At 73.0% G+C, this 20,214-nt stretch carries 18 protein-coding genes; 11 read left to right on the forward strand and 7 right to left on the reverse strand.

What is annotated here, in order from left to right:
• The 3 genes from ACT4N7_RS20260 to ACT4N7_RS20270 all read right to left on the reverse strand — a co-directional run.
• Positions 1-1,955 (reverse strand): WXG100-like domain-containing protein (locus tag ACT4N7_RS20260; RefSeq protein WP_444830361.1); only part of this gene is annotated, 1,955 nt, incomplete at its 3' end.
• 9 nt (positions 1,956-1,964) lie between these two features.
• Positions 1,965-2,291 (reverse strand): hypothetical protein, encoded by a 327-nt coding sequence (locus ACT4N7_RS20265; protein ID WP_444830362.1) that lies wholly within the window; start codon positions 2,289-2,291, stop codon positions 1,965-1,967.
• Positions 2,279-2,659: a YbaB/EbfC family nucleoid-associated protein gene (locus ACT4N7_RS20270; protein ID WP_444830394.1), complete on the reverse strand. Its 381-nt coding sequence runs from the start codon at positions 2,657-2,659 to the stop codon at positions 2,279-2,281. The genes ACT4N7_RS20265 and ACT4N7_RS20270 overlap by 13 nt, the downstream gene beginning before the upstream one ends.
• Before the next feature lie 131 nt (positions 2,660-2,790).
• Here ACT4N7_RS20270 and mycP point away from each other — a divergent pair, with 131 nt between their 5' ends.
• A complete protein-coding gene (gene mycP, locus ACT4N7_RS20275) occupies positions 2,791-4,092 on the forward strand; it encodes a type VII secretion-associated serine protease mycosin (RefSeq protein ID WP_444830363.1) in 1,302 nt (433 codons plus the stop codon).
• Between the two features lie 144 nt (positions 4,093-4,236).
• On the opposite strand, the gene ACT4N7_RS20280 is transcribed toward mycP, so the two are convergent.
• Together ACT4N7_RS20280 and ACT4N7_RS20285 are read right to left on the reverse strand one after the other, a co-directional pair.
• Positions 4,237-4,533, reverse strand: coding sequence for a WXG100 family type VII secretion target (locus tag ACT4N7_RS20280; RefSeq protein ID WP_444830364.1), 297 nt, complete (start codon positions 4,531-4,533; stop codon positions 4,237-4,239).
• 33 nt (positions 4,534-4,566) lie between these two features.
• Positions 4,567-4,902: a WXG100 family type VII secretion target gene (locus ACT4N7_RS20285; protein WP_444830365.1), complete on the reverse strand. Its 336-nt coding sequence runs from the start codon at positions 4,900-4,902 to the stop codon at positions 4,567-4,569.
• Between the two features lie 175 nt (positions 4,903-5,077).
• Here ACT4N7_RS20285 and eccCa point away from each other — a divergent pair, with 175 nt between their 5' ends.
• The 5 genes from eccCa (at position 5,078) to ACT4N7_RS20310 (ending at position 12,206) form a co-directional block, all read left to right on the forward strand.
• Positions 5,078-9,034, forward strand: a complete 3,957-nt coding sequence (gene eccCa / locus ACT4N7_RS20290; protein ID WP_444830366.1) for a type VII secretion protein EccCa — start codon at positions 5,078-5,080, stop codon at positions 9,032-9,034.
• Positions 9,035-9,128: 94 nt separating this feature from the next.
• Complete coding sequence (locus tag ACT4N7_RS20295) at positions 9,129-9,455, forward strand: hypothetical protein (protein WP_444830367.1); 327 nt, start codon at positions 9,129-9,131, stop codon at positions 9,453-9,455.
• Positions 9,455-10,876, forward strand: coding sequence for a WXG100 family type VII secretion target (locus ACT4N7_RS20300; protein WP_444830368.1), 1,422 nt, complete (start codon positions 9,455-9,457; stop codon positions 10,874-10,876). Before ACT4N7_RS20295 ends, ACT4N7_RS20300 begins: the two co-directional genes overlap by 1 nt.
• A 218-nt stretch (positions 10,877-11,094) precedes the next feature.
• Positions 11,095-11,727 carry a DddA-like double-stranded DNA deaminase toxin gene (locus tag ACT4N7_RS20305; protein ID WP_444830369.1) on the forward strand — a complete coding sequence of 211 codons (633 nt, stop codon included), beginning with the start codon at positions 11,095-11,097 and terminating at the stop codon, positions 11,725-11,727.
• Positions 11,724-12,206, forward strand: a complete 483-nt coding sequence (locus ACT4N7_RS20310; RefSeq protein ID WP_444830370.1) for an Imm1 family immunity protein — start codon at positions 11,724-11,726, stop codon at positions 12,204-12,206. Before ACT4N7_RS20305 ends, ACT4N7_RS20310 begins: the two co-directional genes overlap by 4 nt.
• A 120-nt stretch (positions 12,207-12,326) precedes the next feature.
• Here the strand turns inward: ACT4N7_RS20310 and eccB are convergent, their stop codons facing one another.
• Entirely contained in the window at positions 12,327-13,748 is a 1,422-nt protein-coding gene (gene eccB, locus ACT4N7_RS20315; protein WP_444830371.1) for a type VII secretion protein EccB, read from the reverse strand.
• Position 13,749: 1 nt separating this feature from the next.
• Positions 13,750-15,132, reverse strand: a complete 1,383-nt coding sequence (gene eccD / locus ACT4N7_RS20320) for a type VII secretion integral membrane protein EccD (RefSeq protein WP_444830372.1) — start codon at positions 15,130-15,132, stop codon at positions 13,750-13,752.
• 166 nt (positions 15,133-15,298) lie between these two features.
• Between eccD and ACT4N7_RS20325 the strand changes: the two genes are divergently transcribed.
• The 5 genes from ACT4N7_RS20325 (at position 15,299) to ACT4N7_RS20345 (ending at position 20,213) form a co-directional block, all read left to right on the forward strand.
• Complete coding sequence (locus tag ACT4N7_RS20325; RefSeq protein WP_444830373.1) at positions 15,299-15,919, forward strand: hypothetical protein; 621 nt, start codon at positions 15,299-15,301, stop codon at positions 15,917-15,919.
• A complete protein-coding gene (locus ACT4N7_RS20330; protein WP_444830374.1) occupies positions 15,916-16,509 on the forward strand; it encodes a hypothetical protein in 594 nt (197 codons plus the stop codon). The genes ACT4N7_RS20325 and ACT4N7_RS20330 overlap by 4 nt, the downstream gene beginning before the upstream one ends.
• Entirely contained in the window at positions 16,506-18,533 is a 2,028-nt protein-coding gene (locus ACT4N7_RS20335) for a serine/threonine protein kinase (protein WP_444830375.1), read from the forward strand. Before ACT4N7_RS20330 ends, ACT4N7_RS20335 begins: the two co-directional genes overlap by 4 nt.
• Positions 18,534-19,365: 832 nt before the next feature.
• Positions 19,366-19,986: a D-sedoheptulose-7-phosphate isomerase gene (locus ACT4N7_RS20340; protein ID WP_444830376.1), complete on the forward strand. Its 621-nt coding sequence runs from the start codon at positions 19,366-19,368 to the stop codon at positions 19,984-19,986.
• Positions 19,983-20,213, forward strand: a complete 231-nt coding sequence (locus ACT4N7_RS20345; RefSeq protein WP_444830377.1) for a HypC/HybG/HupF family hydrogenase formation chaperone — start codon at positions 19,983-19,985, stop codon at positions 20,211-20,213. The genes ACT4N7_RS20340 and ACT4N7_RS20345 overlap by 4 nt, the downstream gene beginning before the upstream one ends.
• Position 20,214: the final 1 nt, after the last annotated feature.

The raw sequence follows: 20,214 nt of genomic DNA on the forward strand, positions 1-20,214 counted from the left end.
GGGGGGGGGGGGCGGGGGGGGGTTGTGGTGGGGGGCGCGTGGGCGGCGGGGCCATGGGGGGGGGCGCCCCCGGGCCCGGGGCCGCTTCCAGGCGCGGTGATCGAGGGCTTGACGGGTCCGGTGGAACCTGAACTGGAGGACGAGCCTGGGGTCGCACTTGTAGAGGCGGTCGAGCCGGTCGCCCCAGCCGAGCCAGTCGCCCCGGTCGAGGCGGTCCCGGTCGAGGCGGTCGAGGTGGTTGGGTGGGTCGGTTGGGTGGCGGTGGTCGTGTGGGCCGGCGGTGGGGCCGTGGTCGGGGCTCCCGCCGCGGAAGCACCGGGAGCGCCGGCAGTGGGGGCGGCGGAGATCGGGGCCGCTGCCGGTGCGGCGGTGATGGGTGCGGCCGCGACCGGCGGCACGCCGGACACCCCTGCGCCGGAGCCTGTGGTCTGGTTGGCGCCCGGCTGAGTGGCGGAATCCGTGGTGCCGGAGCCGACCTCCGTCGGGGCCGTCTGGCCCGCGGGCGCGTCCGACTGAGCCGACGCGCCCGGTGTGGTCTGGCTTCCAGGTGTGTCCGCCGGGGACGCGCCGGGTGCGGTCTGGCCCGCGGGTGCGTCCGAGGGAGGGGACACGCCGGGGGTCGGCGAGGTTGTGGTGGGGTCGGTGGAGGTTTGCGCTGGTGGGGCCGTCTCCGACCCGGCGCCGGGTCGGGTCGGGTCGCCGGAGCCGGGATCGCCTGCTGTCGGGCTGCCACCGGTCCCGGAACCTGCGCCCGGCCCGCCTCCCGCGCCTGCCACCGGGCCCGCGTCGGGGCCCGCGGTGCTGCCCGGTCCGGGCGGGGCCGTGGTGCCGGACGGCGGCGCGGTGGTGGGCGAACCGGCCAGGTCGCCGCCACCCGGGGACACCGGGACCTGCCCCGCCGAGGGGTCGGCTGGGACGAGGCTGACCGGCGGTGGCGGCGGACCGCCGCGGATCGCGGTGCCGAGCTGTTCGCCCAGCAGGACCGTGTTGGCGCGGGCCGAACCCGCGAGACCCGAGGCGACGCCGCCCTCACGAACGGCATCGACGTAGCCGCCGACGTTGGTCAGGGCCGAGTAGTTGCCGTCGGCGATGTTGTGGGCGGCGTAGCCTGCGATCGGCGAGGTGATCCCGTTGGTGGTGAACGAGTCCACGGCCCTCGTGGTCTGCCGCAGCACGGGGTCTGGCAGGCCCGTGCGGCGCAGCCCGGACTCCAGCGCACCGGTCGCGGGCCGCAGGGCGCCGCGCACGCCTGGCGCGAGTGCGCCGCCCAGTCCGCCCGCGCCCGCGGCGATGCCGACATCCCGGAGGTTGTAGTTCTGCCGGTAGCCGAATTCCTTTCCGAGGTACTGCGCGACGCCCTCGATGAAGGTCTCCTCGAACGCCTCCTGGGCGACTTCCCCGCCCGCCCGCGTGGCGAGGGTGGCGAAGCGGTTCAGGCCCGACGCGGCGACACGGCCCGCCATACCCGCGATGAAACCCGACAGTCTACTCGCGACAGTGGAGACGATCCGGGCCGCGATGGCGGCGCCGATGCCGGGAAAAGCCAGCGCCAGCGCGAAAAGTCCGACCGTAATGGCGATCTCGACGCGGATGGCGTTCTTCGCGTGCTGGACGTCCTCGGCGTACTGGCGGGCGAACTCGCCGAGGGCGCGCATGTCGATGGCGAGTTGCCGGTAGCTGCCCGCCGCGTCGGCGGTGGTGATCGAGCCCGTGGTCAGGTGCTGGACGTGCGCGTAGAACCCGTAGCCCGCCTGGTCCGGCCACGCGTCGTGGGCGAGGTCGCCCGCGCCCATGGCGCGGTTGTTCATGGCGTCGACGGCGTCGGCGGCGGCCTTCCAGCTCTCGTAGAGCGCGAACGCGACATCCTCGTTGTCTGGCGGCCAGAGCTGGTCGATGCTCGCGGCCTTGACGGCCGACCAGAACCCGTGGTCGTCCGGCGGCTCCGGGATGGCCATGGCGCCGCGTTACCCGCCGAAGCCTTGCCTGGAGCGCTGATCGGCCTCCACATACATGGTGACGGCCGCGCGGCCGTCCGCGGCCAGGTTCGTCAGCGTCGGGGAGACCTGGTCCGCCGCCTGCTGCAACCCGATCGACGCCGGGTTGTAGTTGGTTCGGAACGCCGCGCCCATCGGGCCGCGGCCGAGCTGCACCTCGTGCCCGTGGATGGCCGCCCAGTGCCCAGCCCAGGACGCGCCGAAGTCCGAACCCGCGGCACTGAGCACACCCATGGCGGCGTTGGTGCGGTCGGTGTACATGTCGACACCGCCGCCGTCAAGGTTCACATCGCCCATGGCAGGTCACCCCTCTCGCGGTGGCGTTCGAGCTGGTGGAGCAGCGGATCGAAATGCGGGTCGGCGTCGTCGCCCGCGCCGGGCGCCATCAGCTTCTTGGCCACCTTCAGCGCGTCGCGCTCGGCGGTGCCGGTCGCCGCGTGGATGGTGTCGGTGATGGACTTGGCCAGCGCGGCCGAGTCCGGTTCGCGGTAGACGCGGGGATTGATGACCAGTTCGAGCACCTCGCCTCGGCCGCCGACGGTGACGCTGATCAGCCCGTCGGGGGAATGGGCGGTCGCCCGGATGTCGGCGAGGCCGTCGCGGATGTCGCGGACATCCTGGGCGAGTTGGGTGTACTCGGCGTACAGCGAGTCCATGCCGCGCATTCGGTCCACAGTGGCCTCCACTCCGCCGTCCGGTGGCCAGCGTGCACGGACGCGGGACCAGGCAGGACGCGGTGACCGGTTCCGGCCGGCGCGTCCTGTCCTCCCCGCGCGCGAGCGACCATGACGGCACCATGACCAGACCCACCGCCCTGCTCGCCGCCGCCGCGATCGCGTGCGCCGTGCTCGTCGTCGACGGGCAGGCCGCCGCCGCCGCGCCGCCCGCGGGTGCCTGCCGCAACCCGGACCCGGCGCGCCCGGTCATCGCCGAGCAGCCGTGGGCGCAGCGCCTGCTCGACCCCCGCCGGGTGTGGCCGCACAGCACCGGCGCGGGTGTTGTCGTCGCGGTCGTGGACTCCGGCGTCGACGTCGACCACCCGCAGCTCGGTCCGGGAAAGGTGTTCCCCGGCGAGGACTTCTTCCTCGTCGGCACCCTGCCGGGCAACTTCGACTGCGTCTCGCACGGCACGGCGGCCGCGTCGATCATCGGCGCGGACCCGGTCGCGGGCGTCGGCTTCCACGGGGTGGCGCCGGGCGCGAAGATCCTGCCGATTCGGATCACCGACCGCGACACCAACGACAGCGGCGACCCGACCCCGATCGACCCGAACGCCCTCGCCCAGGGCATCCGCTTCGCGGCGGACCAGGGCGCCGAGGTCATCAACCTGTCGCTGTCCGGCTACGACGACCACCCCGGGACCCGGGACGCGATCGCCTACGCGCAGAACAAGGACGCGCTGATCGTCGCGTCGGTCGGCAACCGGCAGGAGCGCGGGGGCGGGCCGTCCTTCCCGGCGTCGTACCCGGGCGTGCTCGGCGTCGGTGGGATCGACATCGCGGGCGCGCGGGCGAACGGCTCGCAGATCGGCGACTACGTCGACCTGGTCGCGCCGGGCAAGGGCGTCGTCGGCGCCACCCGCGCGGGCGGCCACGACTACTGGGAGGGAACCAGTTTCGCGGCGCCGTTCGTCGCCGGGACGGCCGCGCTCGTGCGGGCGGCCTGGCCGGAGCTGAGCGCGGCGGAGGTCGCGCACCGGCTCCTCGCCACGGCCAGCCCGGCCCGCGGCGGCGAGGGCAGCCAGGAGTACGGCGTTGGCGTGGTCGACCCCTACCGCGCGGTCACCGAGGGGCTGTCGTCGCGGCCGCCGGAGGCGATGCCGGTCGTGCAGACGCCGCGCCCGGACGTCGAGGGCTTGCGCGAGGCCTCCTGGTGGGGCCGGGCGGGTACCGGGGCGAAGCTCGGCGCGGGCGCCGTCGCGGTGGCGATCCTGGCCGCGCTGACGCTGGCCTGGGTGCTGCCGCGCGGCCGCAGGCGCCGCTGGGCCGCCACCCGCACCGCGCCGCTGCCCGCCGCCGCGCCGCGCGACGAGCCGCCGGAGCAGATTTTCCTGTTCCCGCCGCCCCCGGTCGAACGCGACCGCAGCCCGATCGGCTAGTCCAGTTCGGACAGTCATAATTGGATAGTCCTAATCAGACTGCCCTAATCGGAACAGTCTTCTCAACTCGGACACGAAAGACTCAGACACACGAAAGCGCCCCGGCGGGTCGAACCAGCCGGGGCGCCTCGTGTGCCGGACTGCTCAGATGGAGACGCTGCCCACCCGCGCGGTGGCGGTGGCCAGTGCCTGCTGCAGCTCGCCGTTGGCCCGGTCGACGCCGCCCCGCAGGGCTTCCAGCATCGCCTGCTGCGCGGTCGAGACCTGGTGCCAGGCCGCACTGACCTCACTGAACTGGCCACCGGCGCGGTCGAGCCAGTCCTCGGCCGTGGCGCCGGAAGTCGTGCCCCAGGTGTCCATTTCCTGCTGCACCTGACCCACGGTCCGCATGATCTGGCCAGCGAGGTCATCGAGCTGGCCGAAATTTCCCTTGATCAGCATGGTTGATTCCCCTTTCCGTCGTCGGGTGGGCTACTACGCCCGGAGCGCGCCGCCGAAGGGGCTGAGCCCCTCCACCGACTGCAGCCCGGAGCGGCTCGACTCGTCGGCGACCGTGTAGGTGTTGGAAGAGAACCGCGTGTTCTCCCCGAGGTTGTTCAGCGCCGCGACGAGGCGGGTGATCCCGGTCTCCCACTGCGCGTGTGCCTGGTCGAAGGCGGGCCGTGCCGTGCCCTCCCACTGCCCCTTGAGAGCGGCCACCGTCGGGCGCAACGACCCGCGGTGGCCTTCGATGCTGCCGGACACGGTGCCCGCCGTCGCGGCAGCTCGGTCCAGGGTCTCAGTTACACCATGAAGCTGGTCACCGATCATCGGGCTGCTCCTCCCTGCTAGTCCGGCGCGCACCGACGTCCGGTGCCCGCGCGAACCGACGCTAAGGGGCGGCGTGGCGGCGGGTACCAGGTCGGCACGTTCCTGCCAAGGGCACCCGCACACGCGCCGCGGGGGCGACGATCGTCCCAGTCCAGACACGAGGGAGGTCGCTGCGGTGGCGACGGTCGTGGTGAAGAGGCCGCTGCGGCGGCCGTCCCCGGAGATGCCGTCCGGTGAACTCGTGCTGGAGGCGCCGCCGGAGATCCCGCCGCCCGCGGGCAGGCAGTGGACGCAGGCGCTCATGGTGCTGCCGATGGTGGCGATCATGGCCGGGATGGTGCTGACGTTCAGCGGCGGCACCGCGGGCCCGCTGCGGTATGTGATCTTCGGCCTGTTCGGCGTGGCGATGCTCGGCATGGTCGCGGTCGCCTTCCTCAACGGCGGCGGCCCGAGCAAGCGCGAGATGGGCCACGCCCGCAGGCTCTACCTGCGCGGCCTCGCCCAGCACCGGGTCCGGGTCGCGCGGACGGCGCGCAGGCAGCGGACCGCGCTGTGGTACCTGCACCCGGAGCCCGAGACGCTCTGGTCGGTGGCCGCGAGCTTCCGCCTCTGGGAGCGCCGCCGCGACGACCCCGACTTCGGCGTCGCCCGGATCGGGCTGGGCAGGCAGAGCCTGGCGACCACGCTGATCGCGCCGGACACCAAGCCGCTGGAGCAGTTGGAACCGCTCTCCGCGCTGGCGCTGCGCCGGTTCATCACCACCTACTCGGCGGTCGGGGACCTGCCGCTGGCCATGGCGGTCAACGGGTTCAGCCGGGTGCACGTGCAAGGCGACCGCGAGCGGGCCGTTGGCCTGGTGCGGGCGATCCTCGCCCAGTTGTCGACCCTGCACTCCCCCGACGACCTGCGGATCGCGGTGTGCGCGGAGGCCGACGAGTGGGACTGGATCAAGTGGCTCCCGCACGCGCTGCACCCCGAGCGTACCGACGCGCTCGGCCCGCTGCGGCTGGTCGCCCCGGCGATCACCGCGCTGGAGGCGATGCTGGAGGATCTGCTGGTCAAGCGACCTCGGTTCGACCCGGAACCGGGGTCGCGGGTGTCCGGGCCGCACCTGGTCGTGGTGCTCGACGGCGGCTCGATCGCGGGCTCGGACCATCTGATGACCGGCGGCGGCGTCGAGGGCGTCACGGTGATCGATCTGAGCAGCCTCGCCCCCCGCACGCCCGACCGGTCCGTGGTGGTGCTCGACGTGGCCGCCGACGGCCAACTGACGAGCCAGACCACCGATGGCGAGACCGAGCTGGGCCGCGCGGACACGATGCCCTCGGTGACCGCCGAGGCGCTGGCCCGCCAGCTCGCCCCGCTCAGGCTGACCGAGGGTGCCAAGGGCGACCAGCCGATGAGCGCGGAGCTGGGTCTGGCCGACCTGCTCGACCTCGGCGACCCCTACGCGTTCGACCCGGCGGACACCTGGGTGCAGCGGCCGAGCCGGGACCGGCTGCGGGTCCGGTTCGGCATCCGGCCGGACGGCACGCCGGTCGAGATCGACCTCAAGGAGTCCGCGCAGGACGGCATGGGCCCGCACGGCCTGCTCATCGGCGCCACCGGGTCCGGCAAGAGCGAGCTGCTGCGCACCCTGGTGCTCGCGCTCGCCGTGAGCCACCCGCCCAACCTGCTGAACTTCGCCCTGATCGACTTCAAGGGCGGCGCCACCTTCACCCGGCTCGACCGGCTCCCGCACACCAGCGCGGTGATCACCAACCTGGCCGACGAGCTGCCGCTGGTCGACCGGATGACCGACGCGATCAACGGTGAGCTGATCCGCAGGCAGGAGCTGCTGCGGGCGGCGGGCAGCTTCTCCTCGCTGCGCGACTACGAGAAGGCGCGCGTGGCAGGCGCGCCGCTGCCCGAGGTGCCGACGCTGCTCGTGGTGTGCGACGAGTTCAGCGAGCTGCTCTCGGCCCGGCCGGACTTCATCGACATGTTCGTCCAGATCGGCCGGGTGGGCCGCTCGCTCGGCGTGCACCTGCTGCTGGCGAGCCAGCGGCTGGAGGAGGGCAGGCTGCGCGGCCTGGACACGCACCTGTCGTACCGGGTCGGGCTGCGCACGTTCTCCGACATGGAGAGCCGCGCGGTGCTGGGCGTCACCGACGCGTTCTCGCTGCCCCGCGCGCCCGGCCACGGGTTCCTCAAGTTCGGCACCGAGCCGATGGCGCGGTTCCGGTCCGCCTACGTCTCCGGCGTGCACCGCCCGGTCGAGGCCGGTCGGGCGGGTCCGGGGACGCACGACCCGCTGACGCTGCTGGAGTACTCGACGACCTACCTGGCGCCCCGGATCGAGGACGAGGACGAACTGGAGGAGCCCGCCGAGGACCTGGACGAGGCCGTCGGCGAGAGCCTGCTGGACATCCTGGTCGACCGGTTCGCGGGCCGGGGCACCCCGGCGCACCAGATCTGGCTGCCGCCGCTGGACGAGTCCGGGACGCTGGACGGGCTGCTCGGCGGGCTGGCCGTCGACCCCGTCCGCGGGCTGCAGGCCACGGACCCGGCGCTGCTCGGGTCGCTGCGGGCGATCGCTGGCGAGGTCGACCGGCCGCTGGACCAGCGCCGCGACCCGCTGGTGCTCGACCTGTCCGACGCGGCGGGTCACGCCGTGGTGATGGGCGCGCCCCGCACCGGCAAGAGCACCGCGCTGCGCTCGATCATCGCGAGCCTCGCGCTCACCCACACCCCGCGCGAGGCCCAGTTCTACTGCCTGGACTTCGGCGGCGGCGCGCTCGGCTCGATCCGCGGCCTGCCGCACGTCGGCGGCGTGGCCGGGCGACAGAGCACGGGCGCCGTGCGGCGGACCGTCGCCGAGGTCGTCGCCATGCTCGCCGAGCGCGAGCGCCGGTTCGCCGAGCACGACATCGACAGCATGGCCACCTACCGGGCGATGCGCGCCGACGGCCGGGTCACCGACGACCCCTACGGCGACGTGTTCCTGGTCGTGGACGGCTGGCAGACGCTGCGCAAGGACTTCGAAGATCTGGAGGACCTGGTGTCCGGGGTCGCCGCGCGCGGACTGGCCTACGGCGTGCACGTCATCGCCGCGTGCGCGCGGTCGTTCGACCTGCGGCCCGCGGTGCGCGACCTGTTCGCCACCCGGATCGAGCTGCGGCTCGGCGACCCGATCGACACCATGGTCGACCGGATGAGCGCGCTGAACGTGCCGGAGAACGCACCGGGGCGGGGCATCGTCCCGACCAAGCACCAGCTCCTGGTGGCGCTGCCCAGGATCGACGGCCGGTCGAGCACGGACGACCTCTCCACCGGGGTGTCCGCCCTGGTCGAGGCCGTGGCGGGCGCGTGGACCGGCGAGCCCGCGCCGAGCGTGCGCCTGCTTCCGGCCCGGCTGCCGTACGCCACGCTGCCGCCGCGTGACGAGCCAGGCAAGGTCGCGCTCGCGATCGGCATCGCCGAGCAGGACCTGGCCCCCGTGCGCATCGACTTCACCAGCGACGCCCACTTCCTGCTGCTCGGCGACGCCGATTCCGGCAAGACGTCGTTCCTGCGGGTGCTCGCCCGACGGATCGTGGACAGCTACACGCCGCAAGAGGCCAGGGTGATCCTGGTCGACCACCGGCGGGGCCTGCTCGGCGAAGTCGGCTCGGATCACCTCATCGGCTACGGCTCCGACCTGGCGACGACGACGAAGCTGATGGCCGAGGCGGCGCGCGGGATGGCCGAGCGGATGCCCGGCCCGGACATCACCCCGGAGCAGTTGCGCAAGCGGTCGTGGTGGCAGGGCCCGGAGCTGTTCATCCTGGTCGACGACTACGACCTGGTGTCCAGCTCGATGGCCAACCCGTTCCTGCCGCTGTTGGAGTACCTGGCGCAGGGCCGCGACATCGGCCTGCACGTCGTGGTCACCCGGCGCACCGGCGGCGCGGGGCGGGCGCTGTTCGAGCAGTTCATCGCCCGGCTGCGCGACGTCGGCTCCCCCGGTCTGCTGATGTCCGGCGACCGCGACGAGGGCCCGCTGCTCGGCGGTCTCAAGGCCGAGCCGCTGCCGCCCGGCCGCGGCAGGCTGATCTCCCGGCGCGAACCCCCGAAACTGCTGCAGCTCGCCTGGCTACCGCCCGAGGAGTGAGTCGTGGCCGCTTGCTGTCGGAGGCCACATAGGACAGCACAGCGTGTGATTGAGTCGAAATGGGTGGCAACAGGCGAACTGATCGGAGGGTGACATGGCACCACCAACGGGTGAGAACATCGACGGGTTCACCGACCACATGGAGGACTTCAAACCGAATCCGCCGCAGCTTGGCGGTATCGCCGGGCGCCAGCCGATGGCAGGCGGCGGCGGGATGCTGGAGTCGGGGACCTTCGCCAACGCCGACCGGACCTCGACCACCGCGCTGGTGTCGTTCATGACTCAAGCCAACCAGGGAATGGTCTCGTTCGCGACGATCGCCCAGGCGTGTGCGGCCGACTACGCCAGGGCGGACGGCGCAGGCGCGCAGGCCATCGTCAGCGCGGACTACCGCGAAGCCGTCGCCGCCAGGGGGTTCTGATGAGCTACATGGAAATGCCGCTGCCGCAGCAGAAGGCCATGATGGACGCCGAGAGCCGGAACGTGGAGGCGATCACGACCGCGATCCAGATGTGGACGAACACCCAGACCCAACTGGACACCAGCATCGCCAGCCTCGGGCAGCGGATCAACGCGCTCACCGGCAACTGGAACGACGCGGCGGGCGACACCTTCCTGCTGCGGGCGCAGGCCGCCCAGTCGGAACTCACCCTCTGGCACGCCAACGCGGCCAAGCCGATCGGCCCGCTCGGCACACTCGCGGAGGCGATCCCGCCGACCGCCCAGATCGTCACCACGAACCACCAAGAGTTTCTGCGGCTCCAGCCAATGCTGGCCAACCCGCTATTGGGGCCGCTCGTCCAGCAGATGATCCTGGAACTGCAGCACCAATCGGGCCAGCAGATGGACCAGCTGGCCACGACCTACCGCACGGCCGAGCAGGCGGTCATCGCGGCGGGCAGCGGCGGACCGTGGACCGGTCCGCTGGACTCGGCGGGCGCGCCCGCAGGCGGTGCTCCGGGTGCCCCCGGCGCGTTGCCCGCGGGCGGCGCGGGCCCCGGCGCGGCCGCGGCGGGCGGCGACCCGGCTGCCGCGGGCGGCGCTCCCGCCGCGGGTGCCGGTGGCGGCGCTCCGGCTGCAGGCGGCGGTGCTCCGACTGGTGGCGGTGCGCCCGGTGGTGGAACGCCCGGCGGCGGCCCGTCGCTGGACGGCCTCGCCCCCGGCACGGCGCCGATCCTGCCGCCCGGCCTCGGGCAGCCACCGACGTCCCTGCCGCCGCTGACCCCGACACTGCCGCCCGTCGGCGGTGGCGGTCTGCCGATCATCCCGCCCATCAGCGCGATCGGCGCGGCAGGCGGCGGCGGGCGATCGGGTGCGGGCGGATTCAACCCCAGGACCGCGGGTCTGCGGGTGCCGGGGGTCAGCCTCGGCGGCCTGGGCACGCCGAGCATCCCGCAGGCCGCGCAGCCGGTGGCACCCGTGCCGACCGCGCTGACCAGCGGGCAACCGCCCGCGCTCAGCCAGACCGCCGGAACCACTCAGCCCACCACCGGCCAGACCGTGGGCAGCGGCGGCGGCATGCCGCCAGTGGCCCCGCCGATGACGGGGATCGCCGGATCGGGCGGCAAACCCGGACCGGGGCGGGCCGACCGCAAGCCGCCCACCGGCCGCGGCCGCGGGCCGAACCCCACCCCCGGCCTGCCGACCCTGCTGCGCGGCAAGGCGGGCAAGACCGACCCCCTCGGCTTCCCGCCACCGTTCCACCCGACCCGCCGCGAACGCGCCGCCGACGTCCCGACCATCCAACTCCTCGACGATGAGCTGTGGCAGGTGGAGGACGCCCCCGTCCCCGCCGTCGTGGGTGAGCAGCCCAAGGCTCCGGCTCGCAGGCTCGCCCGCTAGCCCGTCACAGATCTGACTGTGCCCCTGGGGACATGCCCCGGGGGCACAGTCCTGTGTGGAGAATTAGCGCGACCCTCCACTGTGGAGGAACAGGCTGCCTGACGTATCCACATAGTCCGGTGTTCACACCCTCACCAGGTACCCAGCTCACCCTGACACGCAGGGACCGATACTGGTCCGAATGGGTGCGCCCACTGGTTAACACACTACGTGCACGGGTGCTACAGATCGTGGCATTGAAACCAGCCGGTAAGACTCTCTCGTCGCTGACCGGCATCGTGGTCATGGCCGCCGTGCTCTGGGCACTGCTGAACTTCGGCTACGCGCCGAGCTGCGGCCGGTTCTCCTGTAGCTACGTGCCGTCCTGGTGGCCGCAGGCGCATGCGGACAGTGGCGGCGGCAGCTGCCCGGACAACATCACCGCCGCCGCAAACGACGCCGAGTGGGCTGCCGATCAGATCAAGTCGCTCCGGGAGTCGGACGCCAAGGTCACGACGGGGGTGTTCTACGAGCCGGACGGCACCAAACACACATACCGGAGCGGCTACGACGGACACTCCGACCGCGCCGAGAAAGCCCTCCGCGCGGCCGGAGTCGACTTCCCGCCCGCTGGCCAGCACCCGGCAGCGGCACACGTGGAAACGAAGATCGCCGCGATCATGCGGGAGAACAACATCACCTATGGCGTAGCCGTGATCAACAATGAGCGCGGCCCCTGCGGAGCCGACCCCACAAGCGAGCGCCGGTTCAGTTGCGGTGTCGCCGTACCTGCCATCCTGCCGGAAGGCTCTACGCTCGCGGTGTGGTTCCCGGGCGCGGTGGAATCGGTCAAGCTGAGAGGACAGGCGTGAGTGATCAACTCGTGGTCAACGCCAACCACAACGGATTGGCCTACCCGATCATCACCGCCCGCCACATCAACCAGACTGCCTGGTTGGTGGACGCATTGCTCCGCGAGCACGCTCACACCGAGACTTGGTTCACCATCGAAGGACAACCCAGGCGATGGATGCGCACCGGCTACCACGGCACGTACGGGGCAGCGCTGTTCGTTGACGAGACCGCCGCGCCCAATGACTGGGCGTGGGCCGCGCTCAATCCCGAGCCGATCACAGGGCCGCCGACGATCTACTACGACCAGCCCGCCGAAACGATCTTTCCGTCCGCTTGCGTCTTGCCCCTTGGCCTGCTCCGCGAGGTGATCTTGGAGTGGGTCCAGACCGGGGACCGGCCGATATCGGTGGACTGGATACCGGTCAATGGCCTGTCCTGGGAGCTGACCGAGGACGGAGGGGTCCACGTGCCCCAACGCCCCCGGACAGCGCTGTAGCCGCCTGACCAGCGGCCATAAGTGTCACAGTTGAGGGCTCTGGCCGGGTGCCCTGAAGAGCTGTTGTCGCTGGATCATGTGGTGATTCACCGGCCAGGGCCACAGTCGCATCGCACAGAGTCAGCGGCGCATGGCCGCCTGGTGGCTGAGTCCGTTGCCCTGCGGGACCCGCGCCATCAGCCCGGCGGGCACCCGCACCGGCCGCACCCCCGAATACCCCAGCACGCCAAGCACATCCGGGTCCGCCAGCGAGTACCCCCGCCCCAGATCCGTGACCACGGACATCGTGCCGACGGGCGTATCGGGACTCGGCATCACCTCGACCACTGCGACCCACCCCGGCGGCACCAGCACCCGGTCGGCCAGGGCGACGCCGCCCTCGGTCTTGCGCGGGGTCGACGTCATCGGGTCGACACTGGGCATGGCCGGGTCGAGCACGAGGCGCGGGACGGCGGAGTCGGGGGCGAAGGTCAGGCAGACGGCGGCCGCAGTGGTGGTCGCCGCGACGAAGGCAGGGCGGGCGGCGGGTGCGTCGCCGTCGGCGGCGGGGGGCGTCACGGCCTTGGTGGCTTCGGACGCGGCGATCAGGCCCAGTACGACGCCCACCGGCTGGCCGCCGTCGTAGGCGGCGGCGGTGGGTTTGTAGGCGCGCTGGATGTCGTACTGCAGCTCGGTGATCGGCCGCAGCCGCTCGGTTTCGGCGAGGTAGTGCTGCACGCCGCCGCCGGAGGTCTCGACCACCAGGAGCTGCCCGACCTTGATGTCCGTGCGACCGGGCACCGCCTGCGACGGCTTGCCCGCCTCCGGCACCGGGATCGGCGCGATCGGCTTGCCCACCGGAAGCACGTCGACCACGGCGGGACTGACCCGCATGACGGGCGCGGAGCGCAGCGCGAGTCCGACCGCGGCCGCGTCGGCCTGGATGATGCGGTGGCGGTAGCCGTTGCGCACCAGGTGTTGGTCGCCGGTCTCCGGGACGTCGACCAGCAGGCCGCGCTCCCCCAGCGGGATGCCGCTCGCGGGTTCCTGCCCCACCATCAGCACGGACTCGTGCACGGTCGCGCCGGTCAGGTCCGCGCCGGGCTGCGAGCAGAGCGTCCAGCCGCCGCCGAGGACGCGGTCGGGGCCTGGCAGCGCGTCCGGCGCGTCCGGGATGCCGATCCGCGGCCCGCGCGGCACGCCGACCAGGGAATCGCGCGACACGCCCTTCGCATCGGCGTGTTTGCCGAGCGCCAGCAGCGCGGAGGCGTAGTTGGTCACCGGGTGCAGCCTGCCGTCCAGGTAGACGAACCGCGTCCCTGTCTCCTCCTCCACGACGATCGAGTTGCCGTCCTGCCAGGTCTTGTTGCCGCCGGGGACGATCATCCCGTACACGCCGACCGCGGCCAGCGCGATCACCGCGACCGCGATGCCCGCGAACGCCGAGGTGCCCGGCCTGCGGAACGGCGGCTGCTCCGGGTCGCTCTCCCTGGTCACCAGCGCCGAGATGACCCGCTGGACCAGGAACTGGTAGGCGTGGAGTTGGTCGCGCTTGGACGCCATGTCAGCCCCCCAACCCGCGCACGAAGGCGTACAGGCCCAGCACCGAGCACATCACCGGCACGATCGCGAGCACCACCAGCACCTCCAGCAGTTCGGCGTAGCGGCCCAGGTAGGGACTGGCATCACGGGTGCTGTGCCGCAGCCCGAGCAGCACGACGACCGCGCTCAGCACGAGCAGGACCGGCGCGGCGACCAGCAGCAGGTCGGACTCCTCGGCCATCAGCGGCCCCATCGCCAGGCTGCCCGCACCGGCCAGCCCGGCGAGCAGCATCGGCACGCGCTGTCGCACGATCGGGTAGAGCCGGGCGCGCAGCAGGTACCCGACGGTCAGCACGCAGGTGTAGACGACGCCCGAGGTGCCGCCTTCGCGGACCACCAGGATCAGACACGGCACCGCGACCAGCGCGATACCCGCCACCATGCCGGTGAGCAGCCCGTCCGCCCGCACCACCGCGGCGTACACCGCGGACCGCGGCGGCTGCGGTTCGTCGCGCATCAGGTCGGCGGTGCCGCGCGGCAACACCGGCATCGGCACCCGGCTGACCCGGATCGACAGCGGCGCGAGCAGCGGCGAGAACGCCAGCGTGGCCCCGACGATGATGGCCGCGGCCTCGTACCCCTCCAGCGGATCGGACGTGCTGAGCCATGCGCCGATCACCCCGAGCAGCCCGGTCATCGCCGCCCCGGTGAACAGCGCGGCCCGGTCGGCGACACCGAGCAGGCCGACCATGGCGGCCAGCAGCAGCGCGGCACTGGCGGCCAGCAGGTGCGCCGCGCCGAGGGTGGACAGCGCGCGGTCGTCGGCGAGCAGCAGCCCGCCGCCCGCGAAGGCGAACGGCAGCGCACCGGCCGCGACGACCGAACCGGCGCCGGCGTCGCCCGCCGCCCTGGCGAGCGCGACGCCCGCGGCGAGCAGCAGCGCCGCGGCCGCGAGCGACCAGGTCGCCGGGCCGGGCCACGGCGGGCCCGCGCGCAGGATCGCGCTCAGGCAGAGCACGGCGCCCAGGGCGCCCGCGGCGAGCCCGGCCCACCGGGTGTGCCGCGGTCCCCAGGTGCTGCCGGTGCGGGCCGAGCCGGTCGCGATCGCGTCGACCAGGTCGTCGTACTCCAGTTCCGGCCAGTCGGTGCGCGCGGGCGACAGGTGCAGTACCTCGCCGTCGCGGACGCGGTGCGCGGCCAGCGTGCGGGCCGTCTCCAGGGTCGACCCGTCGGCGCGGCGCAGCACCCAGCCGCCGGTCGAGGTGCCCTCGTCGGCGAGGTGTTCGCCCGCGTGCCGGAGCAGGCCGGGCAGCAGTTCGGCGAGCGGCGAGCGCTCGGGCAGGGCGAGGTCGATCCGGCGGGTCGGCGCCGCGACGGTCACCCGGACCAGGCCGGTGGTGTTCATGCTGGTCGTCTCCCCTTTGTGCGACTTGCCGGACGGTCGACCCGGCGGCAGCAACCTGCCGACGGTCCCCACCGGGGCGGGTGGGTGGACCTACGATGACGCACAAGACCTGCCGCCGACCGAGGTCGGCAGCTAGCGGACACGACGAGTCGGAATCGGAGGCGCGGTGCAGGACCAGGCGCTACTCGTCCCGATCGGCCACAGCCTCGGCGCGTTCCACCCCGGCGATGGCACCGACCACGTGCAGCAGGTCCGGGTGGGTGCCGACGTGGTGGAACTCGGCGACACCGACTTCGGCCTGTGGGCGCTGGCCCACGGCCTGCCGGACTCGGCGGGCGGCCCCGCCGTGCCGTGCACCCGGGCGGGCCTGCGCGAGGCCGCGGCCGACACCGACTCGCTGCCCGGCTTCCTGCGCACGGGCCTGATCGCCGAGGTCACCCCCGGTTCGGCCGAGTCGGTGGAGTTCGCCTCGACGCACCGCCTGGTGCCGCTGGCCCTCGGCCTGGGCAACGACGCCGAGCAGCCCTGGCTGTACTCGGTCGGCCTGCTCTACCAGCCGCTGGTGCTGATGACGGGCGCGCTGTACGACCTGTGGCAGTGGGCCCACCTCGCGCCGGACCTGTGGTCGGCCTGCCGGGAGGCGGCGGGCGTGGCCGAGGCGGCGGGGGTGACCGAGCCGGAACAGACCCAGCCCGAGCTGGTCCTCGCGGGCCTGTTCGGCTCGCTGCACCAACTCCTCTCCGCGCACGTCGCGTGCGTCGACGTGCGGATCGAGGGCCTCGGATGAGCGCGCCGCTGGTATTCCCGGTCGGGCACTACCTCGGCGAGCGGCACCCCGAGGCCACCCACATCGTCCGCGTCGGCCGCGAGCGGCACGAGCTGACCGCCGACGAGTTCGGCGTCTGGGTGCTCGCGCACGGCTCCGGCGAGGTCGGCCGGGGCGCGTGGACCACCGAGGATCTGCTCGCGCTCGCCGGGCCCGCCGCGCTCGCGGGCGCCGCGGCCACCGTCGACCGGCTGGCGGCGGCGGGCACGCTGGTGCTGGTGCGCCCGTCCGACGCGGTGGCCTTCGCCGAGACCTACCGGATGGACTCGCTGCTCGTCGGCCTGGGCAACTCAGCGGCCGACCCGGACCACTACGCCGTCGGCATCCCCGGCGTGGCGCCGGTCGCGCTGCTCGACGCGAGCGCCTACGAGCTGTGGCAGTGGGGTCATCTGGCCCCCACCCTGTGGCAGACCTGCGAAGTGCGTGCGAAAGTGTCCATGGAACTGGGGGAGCCGGTCCGGGACACCGAGGTTCTCGCCGACCTCCTCGGCGACCTGCGGGTGCTGCTGGTCAGCTCCTGCGCGTACCTGGACGTGGCACGGCGAGGATGAGTACCGCGATGGCGACGATCTCCAGCGAGGGGCTGAGCCCGCTCGGCGACGGCCCGGTCGCCACTGTCTACTCAGGACTGCACGCGGGCGTCCCGGTGGCGCTGAAGGTGTTCCCGGCGAAGTTCGACAAGCGGACCAAGACGGCGTTCGGCCGGGAACAGGCCGCGCTCGCGAACCTGCGGGAGGTCTCCTCGATCCTGCCGGTGGCCGGGCTGGACGACTTCCCCGACGGCAGGCACGTGCTGCGAATGGAGCTGTGCGCCCAGTCGCTGGCCACGCTCGTCGGCGGGTTCGGCCCGCTGCTGCCCGCCGACGTCGTGGTGCTGGGCCAGGCGGTGGCGCTGGCGCTCGCCGCCGCGCACGGCGCCGGGATCGTGCACGGCGGGGTCACCCCGCACAACGTGCTGTTCCGCGGCTCCGGCGAACCGGTGATCGCCGACTTCGGCGTCACGCTGCGGCACGCCTTCCCGCGCGATCCGTTGCACGCCATCGAGTTCCTGCCGCCGGAGACGCTGCGCGGCGGCACCCTGGACGACCGCACCGACCTCTACGGCCTCGGTGCCGTCCTGCACTTCACGCTCACCGGCCGCTCGCCGCACCCGGGCAAGCTCGGCGAGCAGCCGGGTGAGCGGGTGCTGCGGGTGCTCGGCGAGCCGGTGCCCGCGATCAATCGCCCCGGTGTCCCGATCGCGCTGGCGACCCTGGTCGCGCGGCTGCTCGCGGTGGACCCGGCCCACCGCCCGCCCGACGCGGGCGCCGTGGCGCAACAGTTGACGAGCATGCTCCCGGCCGCGCCCGCGTCCGCATCGGTGTCGACCTGGGAACCCGCGCCCGAGCCGCCGCCCCGCCCGACCCCGGTCGTGGTGCGGCCCGTGATCCACCCCCCGGCCCCGCCGCCGCCCCCCCTCGCGCCGCCCGCGCCCGCCCCACTCGCCGCGCCATCGCCGCCCCCACTCGCGGCATCCGCGCCCGCCCCATTCGCGGCGTCAGCCCAGGATGCGGACGAGTCCGACGAGTTCGACGACTTCGCCTTCCCGTCCACAGTGGACACCCCGGAGCCGGTTGCCACCGCTCCGGTGATCTGGCCGAGCCACCAGGACGACGACGAACCGCCGCCGCAAGCACCACCCGCACCCACCGCGCTGTCCGATATGGACGATTCGGACGAGTTCGACGACTTCGCCGGGCCCGCACCGAGCCGGGCCGCCGTCCCGAAACCGGCCATGGTCGACCCGCTCACGGGCCTGTTCACCACGGACTTCTCCACGCCCTACACCGACTTCGCTCCCCCGCCGCGCGAGCCTCCCCCACAGCCCAAGGTCGTCTACCCGCGCGCCCCGCACAACGGCGTCGCCACCCCGGACAGCCCCTTCGCTTCCCCGCACAGCGACTTCACCGTCCCGCACAGCGACTTCGCTTCGCCGAACGGCGACTTCACCGTCCCGCACGGCGACTTCGCTTCCCCGCACAGCGACTTCGCTCGGCCGCGCGCCGACCTCGCGGCCCCGCAGATCGACTTCGCGCCGCAGCCTGCCCACGCCGACTTCGCCCCGCCCACCGCGGCGAAGCAGCCCGCGGCGGTGGAGCCACTGTGGCGCAGAAGGCGCTACGACCTGCTCGCGGGCGCCGCCGTGCTGCTCGCCTTCGCCGCCGTCGCCATGGTCCTGCTGATGACCGAGGACCCGAAGGAACTGACCACCACGGCGCGGCCGCAGGTGAGTTCCGGCCCCACGGCGGGCGGGACCGGTCCCGACGCGGCGGGTGTCCAATTGGAACTGGCCGCGCCCACCGACCGCGGCGATCAGGTCGAGTTGTCCTGGCGCAGTACCAGAAATCTCGACTTCGCGGTGGTCGTCGCCGCCGAGGGCGAGCCGACCCGGGTGCTGCTCGCCCAGCGCAACCGGACCATGACAGTGCCGGTCGACCCGGCGCGCAAGTACTGCTTCCTGGTCCAGGCCACCGACGGCACCCAGGTCTTCGAGAGCATGCCGGTGCCAGTCCGCGGCGCCGTCTGCCGCAACTAGCCCGCGCCAGAAGTTCGCACCCCTGCGGGACACTAGGGCAGTTCGGCGAAGTCCGGCCTGCCCACCAGTTCCGCGCTGCCGCGCCAGAGTTCGGCCGCCGTGGCGCGGTCGTTGGACTCCGCCGAGGACCGAAATTCCTGCCACCCTCGAAATACCGTCCACTCACGCCCGCGAGCGCGGGGTCGGTGACGAGCCGGGCAGGCGCAGCTTCCGAGCGGGCGAACTCGCAGCCGGTGAGTCGGCGGCCGCGATCGCCTTCGCGGCCGCGTGGCCAAGGCCGCCCGTTCCCGCGGGTGATCACCATCGTCCTGGTGGACCGCGCGGGGTCATGGGGTCTCCTTCGAGTCGGCCGAGCGCAGCCGATCCAGCACCACCGGCACCAGGGCCGACAGAGCGGCGCCGAGGTCTGCGAACACCGGGCGAACGCGGGCGTGCGGACGCGACGCACCACCGCGCTCGCGTCGCCGCCGCCGTCGAGGGCCGGCAGGTGGACCAGGCGCAGGAACGCCGGGTGATCCGCGTGCGCGGCCGCGGCGGCCGCCAGCAGCCGCTCGGCGCGCTCCGCCGCCGTGCCGGGCACGTCGCTCCCAGGTGGGCAGCGCGGCGAACCAGCCCCCACGCGGTGCGGGTGGGGGCCCGCCCACCAGCGACGACGCACGCCGGGCGCACGCAAGTGAGCAGGCGGTGGACATCGCGGCGACTGGACCGTGGCAGATGGACAGACGGGCATCCAGACCACCAAGTGCACCCGAATGGGGACCTTGGTCACTTGTGTGATTGCCGTCACAGTCGTACGGTGGGTAACGCCCCACCACAGAGGGATGTGACCCGCATGGCGTGGTCAACTGGCGACGTGGCGGATGTGACCGACCTGTTCGACCGCCGCATTGCCCCGTTGGACGACTTGGCAAGACACGCAGAGGACGCCGCGACGACGTGCCACGCGATGGCACTGCGCTTTCACCGCGGCGGCAAGCTCGTCGTGTTCGGCAACGGCGGCCCGAGCACCGACGCCCAGCACGTCGCGGTCGAGTTCGTGCACCCGGTGATCGTCGGAAAGCGCGCCCTGCCGGCGATCTCGCTCACCGCCGACGTCGCCACCCTGACCAACATCGCGAACCGGTCGGGGCTCGCCGAGGTGTTCGCCCACCAGATCCGGTTTCTCGGCGAGCCCGCGGACATCGCCCTGGGCATCTCCACCGACGGCAACTGCGCGAACGTCCGGCGCGGACTCCAGCAGGCGGGCGAACTCGGCATGCTCACCGTCGCCATGGTCGGCGGCGACGGCGGCGCCATCGCGGCCGAGCCCTGGATCGATCACCTGCTGATCGCCCGGTCCACGGACGCGCTGGTCGTGAAAGAGGTCCACGTCACCACGTACCACATCCTCTGGGAGTTGGTGCACGTGTTCCTCGAACAGCCGGGGCTGCTCGACCCTGGCGTGCTGCGATGATCAGCGACCTGCCGCTCCCCCGCGCCGTGGAATGCCACGACGAGGTCTGTATCACCTGCGCCGACCAGGCGGTCGCGGTCACCGTCGTCGAACTCCTCGACGACGGACTGGCCATTGTGGACACCGGGTCCGGGGTCGAGGAGATCAGCGTCGAACTGGTGACCGCCGCGGTCGGCGACACCGTGCTGGTGCACGCGGGCGAAGCGATCGGGGTGGTGCGGCCGTGAC

Origin of the sequence: Actinokineospora sp., from assembly GCF_052390155.1 — a bacterium.
Taxonomy (GTDB): domain Bacteria; phylum Actinomycetota; class Actinomycetes; order Mycobacteriales; family Pseudonocardiaceae; genus Actinokineospora.

What these genes read in the sequence shown, in the direction of transcription:
- eccD (WP_444830372.1), bottom strand. Translation starts at nt 15,132, where the DNA reads ATGAACACCACCGGCCTGGTCCGGGTGACCGTCGCGGCGCCGACCCGC.
- ACT4N7_RS20295 (WP_444830367.1), top strand. Translation starts at nt 9,129, where the DNA reads ATGGCACCACCAACGGGTGAGAACATCGACGGGTTCACCGACCACATG.
- ACT4N7_RS20300 (WP_444830368.1), top strand. Translation starts at nt 9,455, where the DNA reads ATGAGCTACATGGAAATGCCGCTGCCGCAGCAGAAGGCCATGATGGAC.
- ACT4N7_RS20335 (WP_444830375.1), top strand. Translation starts at nt 16,506, where the DNA reads ATGAGTACCGCGATGGCGACGATCTCCAGCGAGGGGCTGAGCCCGCTC.
- ACT4N7_RS20345 (WP_444830377.1), top strand. Translation starts at nt 19,983, where the DNA reads ATGATCAGCGACCTGCCGCTCCCCCGCGCCGTGGAATGCCACGACGAG.
- eccB (WP_444830371.1), bottom strand. Translation starts at nt 13,748, where the DNA reads ATGGCGTCCAAGCGCGACCAACTCCACGCCTACCAGTTCCTGGTCCAG.
- ACT4N7_RS20280 (WP_444830364.1), bottom strand. Translation starts at nt 4,533, where the DNA reads ATGCTGATCAAGGGAAATTTCGGCCAGCTCGATGACCTCGCTGGCCAG.
- ACT4N7_RS20340 (WP_444830376.1), top strand. Translation starts at nt 19,366, where the DNA reads ATGGCGTGGTCAACTGGCGACGTGGCGGATGTGACCGACCTGTTCGAC.
- mycP (WP_444830363.1), top strand. Translation starts at nt 2,791, where the DNA reads ATGACCAGACCCACCGCCCTGCTCGCCGCCGCCGCGATCGCGTGCGCC.
- ACT4N7_RS20270 (WP_444830394.1), bottom strand. Translation starts at nt 2,659, where the DNA reads ATGCGCGGCATGGACTCGCTGTACGCCGAGTACACCCAACTCGCCCAG.
- ACT4N7_RS20330 (WP_444830374.1), top strand. Translation starts at nt 15,916, where the DNA reads ATGAGCGCGCCGCTGGTATTCCCGGTCGGGCACTACCTCGGCGAGCGG.
- ACT4N7_RS20265 (WP_444830362.1), bottom strand. Translation starts at nt 2,291, where the DNA reads ATGGGCGATGTGAACCTTGACGGCGGCGGTGTCGACATGTACACCGAC.
- ACT4N7_RS20285 (WP_444830365.1), bottom strand. Translation starts at nt 4,902, where the DNA reads ATGATCGGTGACCAGCTTCATGGTGTAACTGAGACCCTGGACCGAGCT.